16 protein-coding genes are annotated in these 15,450 nt (G+C 38.3%); 6 read left to right on the forward strand and 10 right to left on the reverse strand.

What is annotated here, in order from left to right:
• Window positions 1-108: 108 nt before the first annotated feature.
• On the reverse strand, window positions 109-426 hold the full coding sequence (locus AC3WOM_RS25000) for a transposase (protein ID WP_427547900.1): 318 nt from the start codon (window positions 424-426) through the stop codon (window positions 109-111).
• A 137-nt stretch (window positions 427-563) separates the two neighbouring features.
• On the opposite strand from AC3WOM_RS25000, the gene ytzI reads away from it, so the two are divergent.
• The 4 genes from ytzI to AC3WOM_RS25020 all read left to right on the forward strand — a co-directional run bounded on the left by ytzI (window position 564) and on the right by AC3WOM_RS25020 (window position 2,312).
• On the forward strand, window positions 564-719 hold the full coding sequence (gene ytzI, locus AC3WOM_RS25005) for a YtzI protein (RefSeq protein WP_427547898.1): 156 nt from the start codon (window positions 564-566) through the stop codon (window positions 717-719).
• A gap of 61 nt (window positions 720-780) precedes the next feature.
• A complete protein-coding gene (locus AC3WOM_RS25010; protein WP_427547896.1) occupies window positions 781-942 on the forward strand; it encodes a hypothetical protein in 162 nt (53 codons plus the stop codon).
• Window positions 939-1,172: a membrane protein insertion efficiency factor YidD gene (gene yidD / locus AC3WOM_RS25015; protein ID WP_492448810.1), complete on the forward strand. Its 234-nt coding sequence runs from the start codon at window positions 939-941 to the stop codon at window positions 1,170-1,172. The genes AC3WOM_RS25010 and yidD overlap by 4 nt, the downstream gene beginning before the upstream one ends.
• 108 nt (window positions 1,173-1,280) lie before the next feature.
• The gene (locus tag AC3WOM_RS25020; RefSeq protein WP_492448811.1) at window positions 1,281-2,312 is read left to right on the forward strand and encodes a metal ABC transporter solute-binding protein, Zn/Mn family; all 1,032 of its coding nucleotides are present in this window, start codon (window positions 1,281-1,283) and stop codon (window positions 2,310-2,312) included.
• Here AC3WOM_RS25020 and AC3WOM_RS25025 read toward each other — a convergent pair.
• The 6 genes from AC3WOM_RS25025 to AC3WOM_RS25050 all read right to left on the reverse strand — a co-directional run bounded on the left by AC3WOM_RS25025 (window position 2,275) and on the right by AC3WOM_RS25050 (window position 10,176).
• On the reverse strand, window positions 2,275-3,480 hold the full coding sequence (locus AC3WOM_RS25025; protein ID WP_492448812.1) for a transglutaminase domain-containing protein: 1,206 nt from the start codon (window positions 3,478-3,480) through the stop codon (window positions 2,275-2,277). The genes AC3WOM_RS25020 and AC3WOM_RS25025 overlap by 38 nt on opposite strands.
• A 254-nt stretch (window positions 3,481-3,734) precedes the next feature.
• The gene (locus tag AC3WOM_RS25030; protein WP_492448813.1) at window positions 3,735-5,159 is read right to left on the reverse strand and encodes an o-succinylbenzoate--CoA ligase; all 1,425 of its coding nucleotides are present in this window, start codon (window positions 5,157-5,159) and stop codon (window positions 3,735-3,737) included.
• A 238-nt stretch (window positions 5,160-5,397) separates the two neighbouring features.
• Window positions 5,398-6,216, reverse strand: coding sequence for a 1,4-dihydroxy-2-naphthoyl-CoA synthase (gene menB / locus AC3WOM_RS25035; RefSeq protein ID WP_427549718.1), 819 nt, complete (start codon window positions 6,214-6,216; stop codon window positions 5,398-5,400).
• Window positions 6,217-6,276: 60 nt separating this feature from the next.
• A complete protein-coding gene (menH, locus tag AC3WOM_RS25040) occupies window positions 6,277-7,086 on the reverse strand; it encodes a 2-succinyl-6-hydroxy-2,4-cyclohexadiene-1-carboxylate synthase (protein WP_492448814.1) in 810 nt (269 codons plus the stop codon).
• A complete protein-coding gene (gene menD, locus AC3WOM_RS25045) occupies window positions 7,074-8,798 on the reverse strand; it encodes a 2-succinyl-5-enolpyruvyl-6-hydroxy-3-cyclohexene-1-carboxylic-acid synthase (RefSeq protein ID WP_492448815.1) in 1,725 nt (574 codons plus the stop codon). Before menD ends, menH begins: the two co-directional genes overlap by 13 nt.
• Window positions 8,791-10,176, reverse strand: coding sequence for an isochorismate synthase (locus AC3WOM_RS25050; protein ID WP_427549712.1), 1,386 nt, complete (start codon window positions 10,174-10,176; stop codon window positions 8,791-8,793). Before AC3WOM_RS25050 ends, menD begins: the two co-directional genes overlap by 8 nt.
• A gap of 412 nt (window positions 10,177-10,588) precedes the next feature.
• Here AC3WOM_RS25050 and AC3WOM_RS25055 point away from each other — a divergent pair, with 412 nt between their 5' ends.
• On the forward strand, window positions 10,589-11,506 hold the full coding sequence (locus tag AC3WOM_RS25055; RefSeq protein ID WP_427549711.1) for a 1,4-dihydroxy-2-naphthoate polyprenyltransferase: 918 nt from the start codon (window positions 10,589-10,591) through the stop codon (window positions 11,504-11,506).
• Between the two features lie 35 nt (window positions 11,507-11,541).
• Here AC3WOM_RS25055 and AC3WOM_RS25060 read toward each other — a convergent pair whose 3' ends face one another.
• From AC3WOM_RS25060 to AC3WOM_RS25070, 3 genes are all read right to left on the reverse strand, one after another.
• Window positions 11,542-12,468, reverse strand: a complete 927-nt coding sequence (locus AC3WOM_RS25060; protein ID WP_427549708.1) for a dipeptidase — start codon at window positions 12,466-12,468, stop codon at window positions 11,542-11,544.
• 45 nt (window positions 12,469-12,513) lie between these two features.
• The gene (locus tag AC3WOM_RS25065) at window positions 12,514-12,966 is read right to left on the reverse strand and encodes a TraR/DksA C4-type zinc finger protein (RefSeq protein WP_427549706.1); all 453 of its coding nucleotides are present in this window, start codon (window positions 12,964-12,966) and stop codon (window positions 12,514-12,516) included.
• 76 nt (window positions 12,967-13,042) lie between these two features.
• Window positions 13,043-13,804 carry a MerR family transcriptional regulator gene (locus tag AC3WOM_RS25070; RefSeq protein WP_492448816.1) on the reverse strand — a complete coding sequence of 254 codons (762 nt, stop codon included), beginning with the start codon at window positions 13,802-13,804 and terminating at the stop codon, window positions 13,043-13,045.
• Window positions 13,805-14,005: 201 nt separating this feature from the next.
• On the opposite strand from AC3WOM_RS25070, the gene AC3WOM_RS25075 reads away from it, so the two are divergent.
• On the forward strand, window positions 14,006-15,313 hold the full coding sequence (locus AC3WOM_RS25075) for a trypsin-like peptidase domain-containing protein (protein ID WP_492448817.1): 1,308 nt from the start codon (window positions 14,006-14,008) through the stop codon (window positions 15,311-15,313).
• Window positions 15,314-15,450: the final 137 nt, after the last annotated feature.

Below are 15,450 nucleotides of genomic sequence, written 5' to 3' on the forward strand. Positions count from 1 at the left end.
CGCTAACAGTTCCTACTGCCAAGTCTGTAGTGGACTTTCACCACCTAGTTGTTGCGCATGCCGGGCACACACATGAAGAGGGTCACTCAATTCAGTGACCCTCTACTTTTATACACGTTTATTGAAGTAAGGTAACTGTTCCACAAAGGCCTTCGTATCCTCATCCCCATATTCATGAATAAGTGCATAAATTTTCATTAATCGTAAATCTATTTCATCATTTTCCCGATCTAAGTGATATTGCAAATAAGGTAATTGTGCACGCCAGGCATTTGAAATTTCAAGCAATTGCATTTGCTGAAAAATTCTTTCAAAAACATCCAATGCCTGTCGATCTATATTAAGCTCAAAATTCCACGGTCCTGCTTGCGGGTTTGTATAATACGTTTTATCGGCTAGTGAAAAATATACTCGCTGGCGATCCATCTCTATAAAACACTCCTTTTACCATAGTATGGTGGTAAAAGTGCTGTTTTATTCGCTGGAATGTCAAACTTCCTTCACAAATTACATGAGTATCTACCTTATAATAGAAAATGATGAATAGGAATGGAGTGAATGCCATGAGTTTAATTACGCTCTTAATTGTTGCAGTAATCATAGTCATAATAATAACGGCTGCTACGATTATCAGTGTCAACCGTGCATATGCCTTTAAACATACAATCGATGAAAAACCGCAACAAAGCTTTCAACAAAATGAGGATAAATTCAATTAGTACAATTTTCAATACAATTCTTTTATACTAACATTATCAAATAGAATTTGGAGTGAACATTATGGGGGTACCCTTACCAATAATTATTATGATTGCAATGATGATGCTAATGTTTGGCGTTTCAGTCATCGTTCTTTTGAAGAAAAAAGGCAGCTTTTTAACACAAACAATTGATGCTAAGCCTGAGCAAGTCAATGTGCAACAAAAGGATCAGCAGCAATGAAATATCCCTTTATATGGCTCATAAAGTTTTATAGAAAATTCATTTCACCAATGACGCCGCCATCCTGCCGCTTTTACCCCACATGCTCCTCATATGGGCTTGAAGCCTTTCAAAAACATGGTGCCATCAAAGGATTTTTTTTAACAATTACACGTGTATTAAAATGCCATCCATTACATCCTGGAGGCTTTGATCCAGTACCTGAAAAATGGCCTTCGAAAAAAAATTAATTTTCGAGGGTCATTTTTTCTTGTACTTTATTCAGATGTGCGTTATGATAGTAACTGTTCTAAAAAACAAATCGTAATGATTACTATTTGAAAGAGGTATATAATAATATGAAAAAAGCATTTTTCTTGTTTTTAGTTACAGTTCTTTCTTTATTCACCGCTGCCTGCGGGGATAAATCATCAACTACATCCCCCAAACAATCAGAGAATAAAGAGAAAATGACTATTTTTACAACGGTTTATCCTTTAAGTTATTTTACTGAACGAATTGGCGGCGATTTTGTTGAGGTGTCTTCTATCTATCCGGCTGGTGCCAATGAGCACACATTTGAGCCAACTCAAAAAGATATGATGAAGCTTGCAGACGCTGATATATTTTTCTATATTGGTTTAGGATTAGAAGGCTTTGTTGAAAATGCTAAAAAAACGCTCGCTAAAGAAGATGTAACTATGATTGCAACAGCCGATCATATTTCAGATGAAGAATTAGCGATAAGCACTGGCCACACACATGCTGATGACGAAGACGAACATGAACATGATGCAGCAACAGAAGAAGAGCATAGTCATTCCGAGGATGAACATGGACATGACGATCATGATCACGGAAGTATAGATCCTCATGTTTGGCTATCTCCTACTATCAGTCAGGATTTAGCACTCTCAATTAAGGATACTTTAAGTGAAAAAATGCCAGAACAAAAAGCTACATTTACAGCTAATTATGAAGCACTAGTGAAGGAGCTGCAGGAATTAGATCAATCCTTTAAAGCGATGGCGGATAAGGCCCCTGAAAAGACTTTCTTCGTCTCCCACGCTGCCTTTGGCTATATTGCAGGTCAGTACGGCTTAACCCAAATGCCGATTGCCGGTTTGAATTCACAAAATGAACCATCTCAAAAAGAGCTTACAGCGATTGTCGATAAAGCAAATGACCTACACATTCATTACATTTTATTTGAGCAAAACGTTTCCTCTAAATTAGCCGAGGTTATCCAAAAAGAAGTGGGAGCAGAATCCCTTGTTTTGCATAATCTAAGTGTTTTAACAGCAGATGATGTTAAAAATAAAGAAACTTACTTTACACTGATGAATAAAAATATCAAAACATTAGAAACAGCTTTAAGTACAGAAAAATAAATGAGTAAGGAGGTGCCCCTAAAATCAGATGGGACACCTCCTTTAGTATGACGTATTTTTCTTGCGGCATTCGTTTTTCTGTTCTATAAATACTTGTTAGCCAGCTCTCCGTGTTAACAGCTTCATAGTTTTTCTTTTGCCAATCCTTCATCTGCACAGAGATTGCTTCTAAAAAAATGGATTGCCATTTGGCTTGAAGTAACTGATCTGTTTCCTTATTTTTATGGGGCATTTTTAATTGCGCCGGCCTTACTATCAAGCTCTTTAAATGATTTTGATTATTATCGATTACAACCTTTCCTTTATTAGAAGAAAAATCATTATTTAGTATTTGTCTTGGCAGTTCCTCCACCTTACTGGTGCGTTGCAAATCAACATAAGCTTCACTTTTTGCTGCTGGAAAACTAGCATAATCCCATGAGTGATCCTGTGCTAGCTGTCGGTCAGAAACTAAAAAATATTGATAACGTACCTCCCCTTTGCGATCAGGCAATGGATCATCCCATGTCACATCAATATGATACCAGTCATTGTCTAGCTTCACTAAGACCCAAGCATGTAGCTGTTCCCCTACTTTACCTGGTACATATTGCACCTCAAAACCCAGCATCTCTAACATTCGATAAAGCACTAGTGCATAGGCCTGACATACTCCCTTATTTTCCGTTAATAATGTATAAGGAGAATATTGACTTCCGTTCGTTTCCTTTGAATACTCGGCAGATAAAACAATAAAATCATGTGCAGCCTGTAACTTCTGCAATTCAGTTAATCCATACATTGGCGCAATAATATTTTTCAAAGTCTGTTCAACAAATGCTTCTTCTGCGGGTGTAATATGATACGTAAACTCAAAGCTAATGACTATATTATTGGCATAGCCATCATACTTCCATTTAAAACTAGAAATATTGGCATATATATATGGATCTTGAATTGTCTGTTTGATAAGATCAGATAGTTCATCTTTAATGTTTGATGTATCACCACTATATCGAATATCAAAATTAGTAGATAACTGCATGACTTCGTATTGAATGAGATTTTGTAGTGTTTGTATTGAATTAGCTGTTGCCATATTTTTATGTTCATAGTTTGCGAATACTTGCACATGACTCATTTGTAGAACAAATAATATAATGACAGCATTATATATATATTTTCTCATATGAGCCATTCTCCTTTACTAAATAGTTTATGCCTAACATTCCTTATTATGTTAATAAATGATTAATTTAATTCTAAAAGCATATAAATAAAAAAGATTTTTACCACAAATCGAAGAAACTAAAAACTTCACTTTTTAATATTAGAAATTTGTCTTTTGTTAGATTTGAAAACTAAAAAAGTCGATTTGCATCACAATTTTTGTGGCAAATCGACTTTTTCAGTGCCCTCACTTTTGAAGGCTTCTTTTTTATGTTATTGCTTTAATTTTCTGCGTAGTAGCTTATTCGCACCATTGCGAGGAAGTTCATCAGTAATGATAATTTTTTTTGGTATTTTATATCTAGCAAGGGATTTTTGACAAAATGATAATAAATCGTTTATCTGTATTTGATCTTTTAAAACAACAAAGGCAATTGGAACCTGTCCCCACTCCCCATCCTCAATGCCGCAGACGCCCGCTTCCTTAACCGCGGGATGTGTAAGTAGTACGTTTTCGATTTCAGCAGGATAAATATTTTCACCACCAGAAATTATTAAATCTGCTCGACGATCAATCACAAATAAATAGCCCTCATCATCCAAATAGCCAATATCTCCTGTATACAGCCAATCATCAATGGTTGCACTTTTTTGTGCAAAACGGCCAATATAGCCTGGGGTAACATGTGGTCCACGTATGCAAATTTCACCTTCACCATTGATATTCGGCTCAGAAATACGAATTTGATTAAAAAATAAAGGCTTTCCTGCTGAACCAATTTTAGACATCGCATCCTCGCTTGCTAATGTGGCTGTCTGTGACGAGGTTTCTGTCATGCCATACGTTTGAGCTACTGCTAAATGTAACGCTTTGGCTCTCTTTAAATAATCAACTGGTACTGGTCCACCGCCTGCTAACATCAGCTTAAAATGTGGTGAGGCTTGAGCATTTCGCTGCTCAAGTGTATGTAAAATTCTTTCCAAGGTTACAGCGACCACTGACATATGTGTGACATTGCCATCTATAATATTTTGTGAAATAGCCTCTACATCAAAATAATCATATAAATGAACTTTATTGCCATACAAAAGTGAGCGCACTAAAATAGAAAAACCACTAATATGGAATAACGGTACAGCACATAGCCAAGTATCGTCAGCTTGTAAACCTATATTAAGGACAGAGGATGTTGCACTAGCTTGATGATTACCAACTGTTTGACGAACACCCTTTGGAAAACCTGTCGTACCAGATGTATACATAATAGATGTTGTTTGTTGTAAAGACCATTCCTTTGTAATCTCGATAGAGGCTTCTATACTTTTTTCGATGGCAGAAAACAGTAGGTGAGATGCATGCGATGGTAATTTTTCAATATCTTCGTCTGCAATTAAAACAACCATTGCCTCGGAATCCTCTAGCTGATAAGCTATTTCAGCCTGAGATAATCTACGATTTAGCATAACCATTTCACACTGTAAATGCATACACGCATAGATCATAGTGACAAGTTCCGGCTTACTTGGTCCCATTATTGCAATACGGTCTCCTTGCTTGATGCCAAGGGCTGTAAGTTGACTAGCACGTTGAATAGATAATTCATTTAATTGTTGAAATGTCCATGTTTGTTCTTTATATGTTAAAGCATTTCGTAATGGTGTTAAATATGCTCGCTGTAAAATCCAATTTGGATACATCTTGTTGACCCTCCTATCACTCTTTATCTTACCGCTTTCTAGTATCATCCGTCTATTTGAACGAGTTTATTCATTCTATCCATCAATTTTGGCCGCCAACCCCTCAATTAGGGCAACCAATCCACCACTTCGTCCATTCTATCCATCATTTAGATGAGTCTATCCGCCACTCCATCCGTTCTACATAGAAAAAGCTCGTATCTCTAATCAGATACGAGCTTTTCAAACCTTCAATTAATCAAGGGAATCTTGGGAATTGACCGAAGTCTGGTTGGCGTTTCTCTTTAAATGCGTCACGGCCTTCTTTTGCTTCATCCGTTGTGTAATAAAGAAGTGTAGCATCGCCAGCCATTTGTTGAAGACCTGCTAAACCATCTGTATCTGCATTCATTGCTGCTTTTAAGAAGCGTAGAGCAGTCGGTGACATTTGTAGCATTTCTTCACACCATTGTACAGTCTCGTCCTCTAATTGCTCATAAGGAACAACAGTGTTCACTAATCCCATATCAAGTGCTTGCTGTGCATCATATTGACGGCATAAATACCAAATTTCTCGTGCCTTCTTATGACCAATAATACGTGCAAGATAGCCTGAGCCATAACCAGCATCAAATGAACCAACTTTTGGTCCAGTTTGTCCAAAACGAGCATTGTCAGCCGCAATTGTTAGGTCACATACCACATGTAATACATGTCCCCCACCGATTGCATAGCCTGCAACCATCGCTACTACAGGTTTTGGAATTACACGGATTAAACGTTGTAAGTCCAGAACGTTTAGACGTGGGATCTCATCTTCTCCAACATAGCCGCCATGACCGCGAACCTTTTGATCTCCACCTGAGCAGAAAGCATGTTCACCTTCACCAGTTAAAATGATAACTCCAACATTTTTGTCATCACGTGCACGTGAAAAAGCATCAATCATTTCCATTACCGTTTTTGGTCGGAATGCATTGCGTACTTCTGGACGGTTAATCGTGATTTTTGCTATACCGTTATAAAATTCATACTTGATGTCTTCATAAGTATGTAAAGTAGTCCATTGACGTGTCATTGAATTGCCTCCTAATCATATATAATCCTCGTTCATTGTCTAGGCACCAACGTAAATTGATTACGTTAAATACTCCTCTATTATTGTAGCAAACTCAGCGGGATTTTCCACATGAATTGCATGTCCAGCGTTATTTACTGTCGTATGCTTAACATTTTTTAATAACGCTTTCATTTCTAGTGCAATTTTACAAAACTTCTCATCTAGTGCGCCCGTTACTAAAAGAACAGGAAATTCAAGCTCTGCTAATGACATCCAATTTGATGGCTGATTACCCGTTCCTATACCTTGTAAGCTTCCCGCTAGGCCCTCCACCTTCTGAGAAAGCCTTTCTGTCCTAATCGTTCGTCTTACATTGTCTGGTAAAGATTTTTGGGATTCAAACAAAGGGATGTTCTCCCATGTATTCACAAATGATTGTAATCCATTATTCATAATTTTTTCAGCTAGAGCGTTATCTCTCGCACAACGCTCAGAACGCTCCTGTGAAGTTCGTAAACCAGGAGAAGCACTTTCTAAAATAAGCCTTTTGATTCGCTCAGGGTAGGCGATTGCATACGATAATGCAATTCTTCCCCCCATTGAATAGCCTATCAGCGTAAATCTCTCTAGCTGCAGCTGGCTAATTACTTCTTCTAAATCTTGGATTTGTTCATCCATGGAGAAACGACTGATTTCCTTAGGTACTGCTGTTTGACCATGCCCAATGCAATCAATCGCAATCAATCGTATATGTGGCAGAGCTTTCGCTAAATTTCGCCATGAAGTCGTACTACCTGTAAAACCATGTAGGGCAACGAGCGTTTGCTGTGCTCTCTCGTTCCAAATTTCTACATGTGTTTCAAGTCCTCGAATCATTAGCTTTGCCATGCTTTTAACCCCGCATTAATGCGATTCCATAGTGCCCGATGTGCATAAACATTTTCTTCTCTATCTGTGAAAATTTCAAGCAAGCGCAATGGACGCGTTTTTACAATTGAAAACTTCTCGGAAAGCTCCGAAATATCTTCTACACGGATGTAGTCCATGTCATACATCTGAGCAACATCATTAAATTCAAGGGCAGTGGGTGTACCAAATAAATCTTCATAATGTGCTCCCACAGTGGATTGTGGTAAATAAGAGAAAATACCGCCACCATCATTGTTCATAACAATGATTGTTAGGTTACATTGTTGATACCTTGATGCAATAAGACCATTGATATCATGTAAAAAGGCTAAATCGCCAATTAGTAAATAGGTTTCACGGTTATTCCTCTGACTAAATCCCATTGCTGTTGATACGACACCATCAATACCATTCGTTCCACGATTTGCAATGATACGAAGATCTTTCGGTGTTGCCATTAAAAACGTATCAATATCACGCACGGGCATGCTGCTGCTCACAAAAATATCACTGCCATTTGGAATAAACCTTAATAATCGACTTACCATTGCTCCCTCATCTATAGCAGCCTCGGAATAGTGTTCAATGTATTCAAGCGCTATATCATTCGCATCCTGCCATTCAGCTAAATATTGTGTCTCTAGTGCAGTATCAGAGATTTCTAAATTCGTCAGCCATTCTCCAATCTCCGCATGAATAAAATGAGTAGAGACACTAGTAGCGTCTCGGAACATCGGATCTTCATCGACTACAATATAAGCAGTTGGCTGTGAGTTTGTAATAAATTGCATGATGAATTTAGAAACGGGCTGTGCACCGAAGCGAAGCACTGTATCCGGCTTAACAAGCGCCTTAAACTCATCACTCTTCATAATAGCATCATAAGTTGTGATGATATAAGGTAAACAATCCTCTGGTACTGATGTACGCATGTTTGATAAACTCTCGACTATAACTGGCCATTTTAACTGGCGAACAAAATTCCACATAATTGTTAAGTCAGTACCAAGTGACAGTTCCCCAATAATCACAAAGCCTCGTTCTGATGCTCGTAAAATGGAAGATAATTCTTGCTGAGCCACCTCAGAAGGCATTAACTGAGCCATCCTACTTTGTTTAAATGTTGTTTCTGGTAACTCATCTCGGAAATCAATTAATAATGGCTCCCGGAATGGTACATTAATATGCACTGGTCCAAATGGTGCACTTGTCGCAATGGCTACTGCTCGTGCGATATGGCGCTCGATAAACGGCAGTGTTGGTGCAGCATTGTCTGCTAATGGGAAATCTACACTCCATTTTACATGTGAACCATATAAATTTGGCTGATTTATCGCTTGCGGTGCTCCCACCTCTCGTAATTCATGTGGACGATCCGCTGTAATAATAATTATAGGTACACGAGCATAACTTGCTTCCACTATGGCAGGAAAATAGTTTGCCGCAGCTGTTCCAGATGTACATAATAGTACTACAGGTTTTGCTGTAGCCTTTGCGATTCCCAATGCAAAAAAGGCAGCAGATCGTTCATCAACCTGGCGATACAAATGAAGCTGTTTCGTAGAAGCAAAGGCATAAGCTAAAGGCGTAGAGCGAGAACCTGGACTAACTACAACATTTTCTACACCAGCTTGCGCAAGCGCTGCCACCATATGATAAACGTAATCTGTTAAAGTCTCCCTTTCATTCATTTAAATGTCCTCCTAACGCACGTAGCATCGGGCGGAATTTCACTAATGTTTCCTCATATTCAGATTGTGGCTCTGAATCTGCAACTATTCCGCCACCAGCGTATAAGTAAGCTTTATCTTTCAGTAAAGCAGCCGAACGTATGGCTACTGCAAATTCTCCGTTGCCTTCCGCATCTACCCAACCAATTGGTGCAGCATAAAGACCTCGATTCATAGGCTCATACTTACGGATCGCTGCCATCGCCTCTGTTCTTGGAACACCGCCCAGAGCAGGGGTAGGATGCAAGGACTTTGTCAGCTGTAAAATCGTAGCTTCACTATTTAACTGACCTTCAACAGGAGTATAAAGATGTTGTATATCTCTGATTTTTAGGAGGCGAGGACTGTCAGGTATCCTCATATCGACACAATTTTTACGGAATGTGTCCGCAATCATGTCGACCACATATTGATGCTCGCCACCATTTTTCGGGTCATTCAATAGGCTTTGACCATAGGCTTCATCTTCTTCTGCTGTCTTTCCACGTTTGATGGAGCCAGCAATACAAGATGAAAAGGCACGTCCATTCTCTACCTTTACTAATCGTTCAGGTGACGCACCAAAAAACAATAAATCTTGACGCTCTAAACCAAATAAATAGCTCTCAGGCTGTTCATGAATAATCTGTGACAGTACTTGAGGTGAAGAAACATGCTCTTTGAATTGCAATGCAAGGGAACGCGCGATCACAACTTTATCTGCCTTTTTTTGCTTAATCAGTGCTGTCACTTGGTCAATGGATGCAAGATACGGATCCTTATAGGGCTCATAATAACTTGTTATTTCAGGCTTTGAATACGTTTTCACTTCTTTTACTTGAGCAGCATGAATTAAGTGATCTCTCTCTTTACGTAACGCTTCAAATTGATCCTCTGCCTGCTGTTCTTTTGAAATGAGATGAATGCTGACATAGGCTTTGTCATCTCGAATAACAAGTTGATATGTGGCAAGTGCAAAAAAAGCCTCTGGAAAGTTGGTCCATTCTCCATCTACATTATTTTGTGGATCAAATGTAAAACCACCAAACAAAATTGGCTGTAGCTCGCTCTGCCCCTTTATACAATTCTTCGTTAAGCTTTTCCATTCTGCCTCTACGGCATCATAGCGATCATTTTTGGCGTTATTCTGAATTGTATAGGCATGTCCTAGCCCTACTAATGTCATTGTTTTTTCTCTATTTTGCCAATAAAATCGTTCACCTTTATAATTCCCCTCGCCCGCTGCATAAAATGCTAGCGCAGATAAGCGACTAACCTCAATTGTTTCCATATAAAAATGAAGGCTTTGGCCCAAAGAGTCCACTTCTACTTCTGTGGCTTGGTACCACTTCTGTTGCATGAAAATTACCTCCGTTGTTGCAATGTACATCAACAATCATATTTGGCATTGTAACTGTTTCTCTATCTTTTATCAGAGACAATGTGTGTAATGTTTGATTGTGCTTAGGTTTTGCAGTGGGGGACAGAGTCCATCATTTCTTCTAACCCTCTTTTTTTGCACACAAAAACATTCATGACGTCTACCTAGCCTTTACTTGATTCGTTCAAAAAATCGTCGTACATATGTAAGACAATCTTTTTTTCGTACGATTGCTATAAAATACATAAATTATCTCCAGCTCATAAATGCATGTTCTATTGTATCACTTTTTTCAATGGAACTGTATGTAATAAGCTGTGAACCTACCCATTTTCTCAATCTTCGTTTAAAATAAGAAGAGTCGACAACATTTGAAGGAGAGAAAGACCTTATGACCAAAGTCATTGAAGCTGATAGGGGTTTTAAAGTTTGGTGGCATTTAACACGCCCACACACTTTAACCGCTTCATTCGTTCCAGTATTTTTAGGGACAGCAATTGCTCTAGCAATTGAAAAACAAACAATTGATTTTGGACTATTTTTTGCTATGCTCATTGCAAGTATGCTTATACAAGCAGCAACGAATATGTTCAATGAATATTACGATTACAAGCTGGGATTAGATAACGAGCACTCTGTCGGTATTGGTGGAACCATTGTTCGTCATGGTGTTCAGCCAAAAACAATTATGATCATTGCATTAAGCTTTTATGCAATCGCAATGCTACTTGGCATTTACATATGTGCCTCTACCTCTTGGTGGCTAGCTGCTGTTGGCCTCGTTTGTATGCTTATTGGATTTTTATATACAGGGGGTCCTTATCCTATTGCCTATTCACCTTTTGGAGAAATTGTATCTGGTGCTGTAATGGGGATGGGGATTGTCTTAATCGCCTTTTATATTCAAACGCTTACAGTTACACTTGATGCTGTTTTACTATCGGTACCAAGTATGATTTTAGTAGGTGCTATCATGCTATCCAACAATATCCGTGATATCGTAGGCGATACAGAGGGTGGACGAAAAACACTTGCCATTTTAGTAGGTCGTGATCGTGCTATTTCTGTACTATCTGGCTTTTTTATTATCTCGTACCTATGGGTAATCGCTCTAGTAGCCATTGACGGTATTACATTTTGGGCTTTAATCATTTTCTTAAGTGTGCCAAAACCGCTTCGTGCGATTCAAATTTTCCGCGATAAAAAAGAAGCTAAAGAAGTAATGCCTGCCATGAAATTCACAGCGCAAACCAATACATTCTTCGGCTTCCTCTTAGGAATCGGTTTATTAATTCATTATTTCATTTAATAGTATTAACTTCTGAAAAAAGAAAATGCAGCACCTTAACGGGTAGCTGCATTTTTTACATAGCGTCGAAAGTTCTGACTTGCAATACCACGAACTTCCTCGATTGAAAAATGTTCACCTAAAGCCTCTAGTAGATTTTGTGCCTCTCCAGCGTGTGCTAATCCATTTATAGTAGCATCTATCCCATCAAAGTCAGAACCTAGTCCAAGATGTTCTATTCCCACTATATTGGCTAGATGTTTGACATGCGCTACTAAATCATCCATTGTAGCATTTTTACCGATGAATGTAGGAAAGTAGACCAGATGAATATGTCCACCATGCTCTACTAGTGCCTTTACTTGTGCATCCGTTAAATTTCGTGGATGGTCACAAAGAGCACGTGCATTACTATGACTAGCGATGATATGCTTCGCCAATGGTAGCACATCCCAGAAGCTCTGTTCATTTAAATGAGAGACATCAATAATAATATCCCGCTCATTTAGTAAGTTAACAACTTCTTTTCCAAATTGCTTTAAACCAAGGGTTGCATCTTGTTCAGCACCATGGGCTACGGCATTTTCTTCATTCCATGTGAGTCCAACAAGCTTTACGCCTGCATCTAATACTACAGAAAGCTTTGCTAAATCCTCACCAATTGAACCACAGCCCTCTAAGCTTAGAATAGCTCCAATTTCATGTGGAGCTAAAGTATCTAATTGTGACCAATCAGTAATGTGTACCATGCCCTCCGTTTGTAATACATGTGTATGAAAGGCTTCAATTTGGCGCACTACTTCTAAAAATTGCTGGCTTTGTGGAACTTTAGGATTGATGAAAATAGCAAATACCTGTGCCTTTACTTGCCCTAATTGTAATCTTCCTCGATTGGTAGCCAATTGTGCATCATCTTCAAATTTGACATCTTCTAACGTTGTTAATTTCCATAATGCATCACAGTGTAAATCAATTATGTCCATATTCTCACCCCATACAGCTATTATACTGCTTTGGAGTTGAAATGCTTACAAACTTTTATCTTGTGGGGTATCAGAAGAGCCAAATTCCTCAAGCTCTAGGAAATCATCCGATTTTGAATTAGCAGACAACACGTCTTCTTCTACTGGTCTTAACTCGTCAGCTTTTTGTTCTGCATGTTCAACACATGTTAATGCTTTCGGCATTGCTTCTAAGCGACCAATAGGAATCTCTTCTCCACATACAGCACATTTACCATATGATCCTTCCTCCATCGCTTGAAGTGCCCGCTTTATTTCCTCAGCATTGTCACCTCGATGCTCATCAATTGCCATTTCCGTTAACTGATCCGTTAAATCACTCGCATTGTCAGCTGGATGATTATCATAATTAGATAGCTCTGTCGCCTGTGGTCGCTCCGATTCCTCAAGCTGCTTTTCTATCTCCTGTAATTCCTGCTCTAATTGCTTTTTTAATTTTTCCATTACTTGTGGGTTCAAAAAAATCTCCTCCTCATACCCTCATTTTTTCCTAAATTACTATTTCTAAAACATGCAAGCATGAGGAGGTTTCAACTTATTTTTTTGTATAATGAATGATAGCATCATGTAAAAATTGTGCTGCTCCTTTAGCAATGCGTTCATCATAATAAGCTGTAAAGCGTTCATCCGCCATATACATTTGAGCAATTCCCGCATGAGCCTCTTTGGAATATTGTGACCACGTAAAGCACAACCAACGCTTATGAAGCTCCGCTACCTCCATTGCCACATCATTGTTTGTATCTCCAATTTCCATCGCTTCTTTTAAACGATCAAATAGCTGCTGTTCAAGTTGCTGCATTGCCTGATATTGTTCCTCTGTCATATTCATTAGCTTAGCATTTGAAGCGTCCACTTGATCATCACCATATTTTGCACGAATTTCTTGTCCATATTGCTTTTCATTCTCTTCGATTAACTTCTCTTTAAATCCATTAAATTTCTCCTCATTTGCCATTGGTCGTTCCTCCTCAATAGATTGTATAGTTCTTTCCACTGTTTGTAATATTCTTTCAAGCTGCTCCTTACGTTTAAGTAAAGCAGCACGATGCGTTTCAAGTGCCTCTCTAGGTTGAAAATCAGATGCTTGAATAATTTGTTGGATTGTAGCCAGTTTCATATCCAATGCTCTATAAAATAAAATCTGCTGTAGCATATCAACCTCAAACTGCCCATAAAATCGATAGCCAGCATCATTGGTTCGCCCTGGCTTCAATAGCCCAATTTCATCATAATAACGAAGCGTTCTAGTACTCACTCCTGACATTTGCGCAAGCTCTTGAATTGTATATTCCATTTTCTCACCTCCATTTAATGTTACTGTAAACCTTTACGCAGCGTTAAGGTCAATAGGTATTTTTGATACTTCTCTTTTTTATGAAATGAACTAGCATTGCTCCCAATAATCATCCTAACGAGAAATATATGTCAATAATATCTATAGAAACTAATTGACTTGTCGATAAAAATAGTAAATATTTCACAGGAGTGTGGTAGGATGAAATGTCCAAAATGTCAGCATAAAAATCTGACAAATAGTAAATTTTGCGCCGAATGTGGTGAAAATCTGCATCATTCAGCGGTCGCTAAGAAGGGTATTCCCATTTGGGCTATTATCGTTTTATCCATATGCTTTTTATCAATTGGCGGGCTTGGCTATGCCTATTGGGATTATTTCACAAGTTCAAAACAAAAAGAGAATTCCTATCAGGAAATTAATGATAAGGAAAAATTGAATGCCCTCCAAGTATCCTCAGAGGAGCTTTCAAAGAAACAAAAGAATTATGTGCAGCAGGTAGATCGTGTGACGCTTATAAAAGAGGTGCAACAAAAGGTCTTTACTGTACTTACAGCAAATGGGCAGGGTTCAGGCTTTTTATATAAAAATGGCGGATATGTTATTACAAACGCACATGTTGTTCAGGGCGAGGTTGAAGTGAAAATTCGTAATTCAAAGGGGCAGGAGTCTCCTGGAACTGTTATAGGTATATCGGATAGATATGACATTGCATTATTACATATCCCAAGCTATCAGAATGTTCCACCTCTTGAAATCGAAAAAAATGAATCTCCTGTTGGCTTAGAGGTTATCGCCTTTGGTAGTCCTCAGGGATTTGAAAATTCAGCTTCTATCGGTTACATTACGGGGAATAAACGCGATATGGAGCTTGAAAACTTTATTTATAAACAAATTTATCAGGTCGATGCTCAAATTGATAAAGGTAGTAGCGGAGGTCCTTTAGTAGATGTGACGACAGGTAATGTCATTGGTATTAATTCACTTCTGTATACGACTGATACCAGCACGAATTTTGCATTCTCTATCCCTCTCTATAGCATGTTAGAACAGTTTGATAGCTGGATTACCAAACCACTTTCTGCTAATGAGATCCGTTCTATAGCCAATAAAGGGTATAGCCAACAGTCCCCTATGGAAGCTGATAAGAATACAGAAGCTCTTTTAGCAGGCCAATTTATACAGTCCTTCAGAATGTACTACGAAATGGCGCTAAATGACGGTGATTTTTACTGGATAGCGGATATGTTAGCTCAAGGCAGTAGCGCTTACAAAGAGCTTGAGAATTATGTCAATGACATAGCAAACAAGGGACATTATTTTTATTTTACAAACAATGAAGTTTTAGATGTAAAATCTTCAAATGGCAAATATTATATTGATATGAATGAAACATTTGACTTTTATGATGCTCAGGGAAACTATGAGTACTATGATCGCTATAAAACTTATACCATTATCGTAGATGATTATGGGGCATTTAAAATTTCCAACATTAAGATTTATTGATAAAAAAAGCAAACGATTATACCGTTTGCTTTTTTCATAGTGTTGAAAAATGAAATAGTTAAGGGACTCTTTGTGAATATTTAGTCAAAATGAAGGTGATTTCCGTTCCAGGCTACTCGCTTTGCCGCTGACGCTTC

The sequence above is a fragment of the Lysinibacillus sp. FW301-JW8 genome, assembly GCF_058788755.1.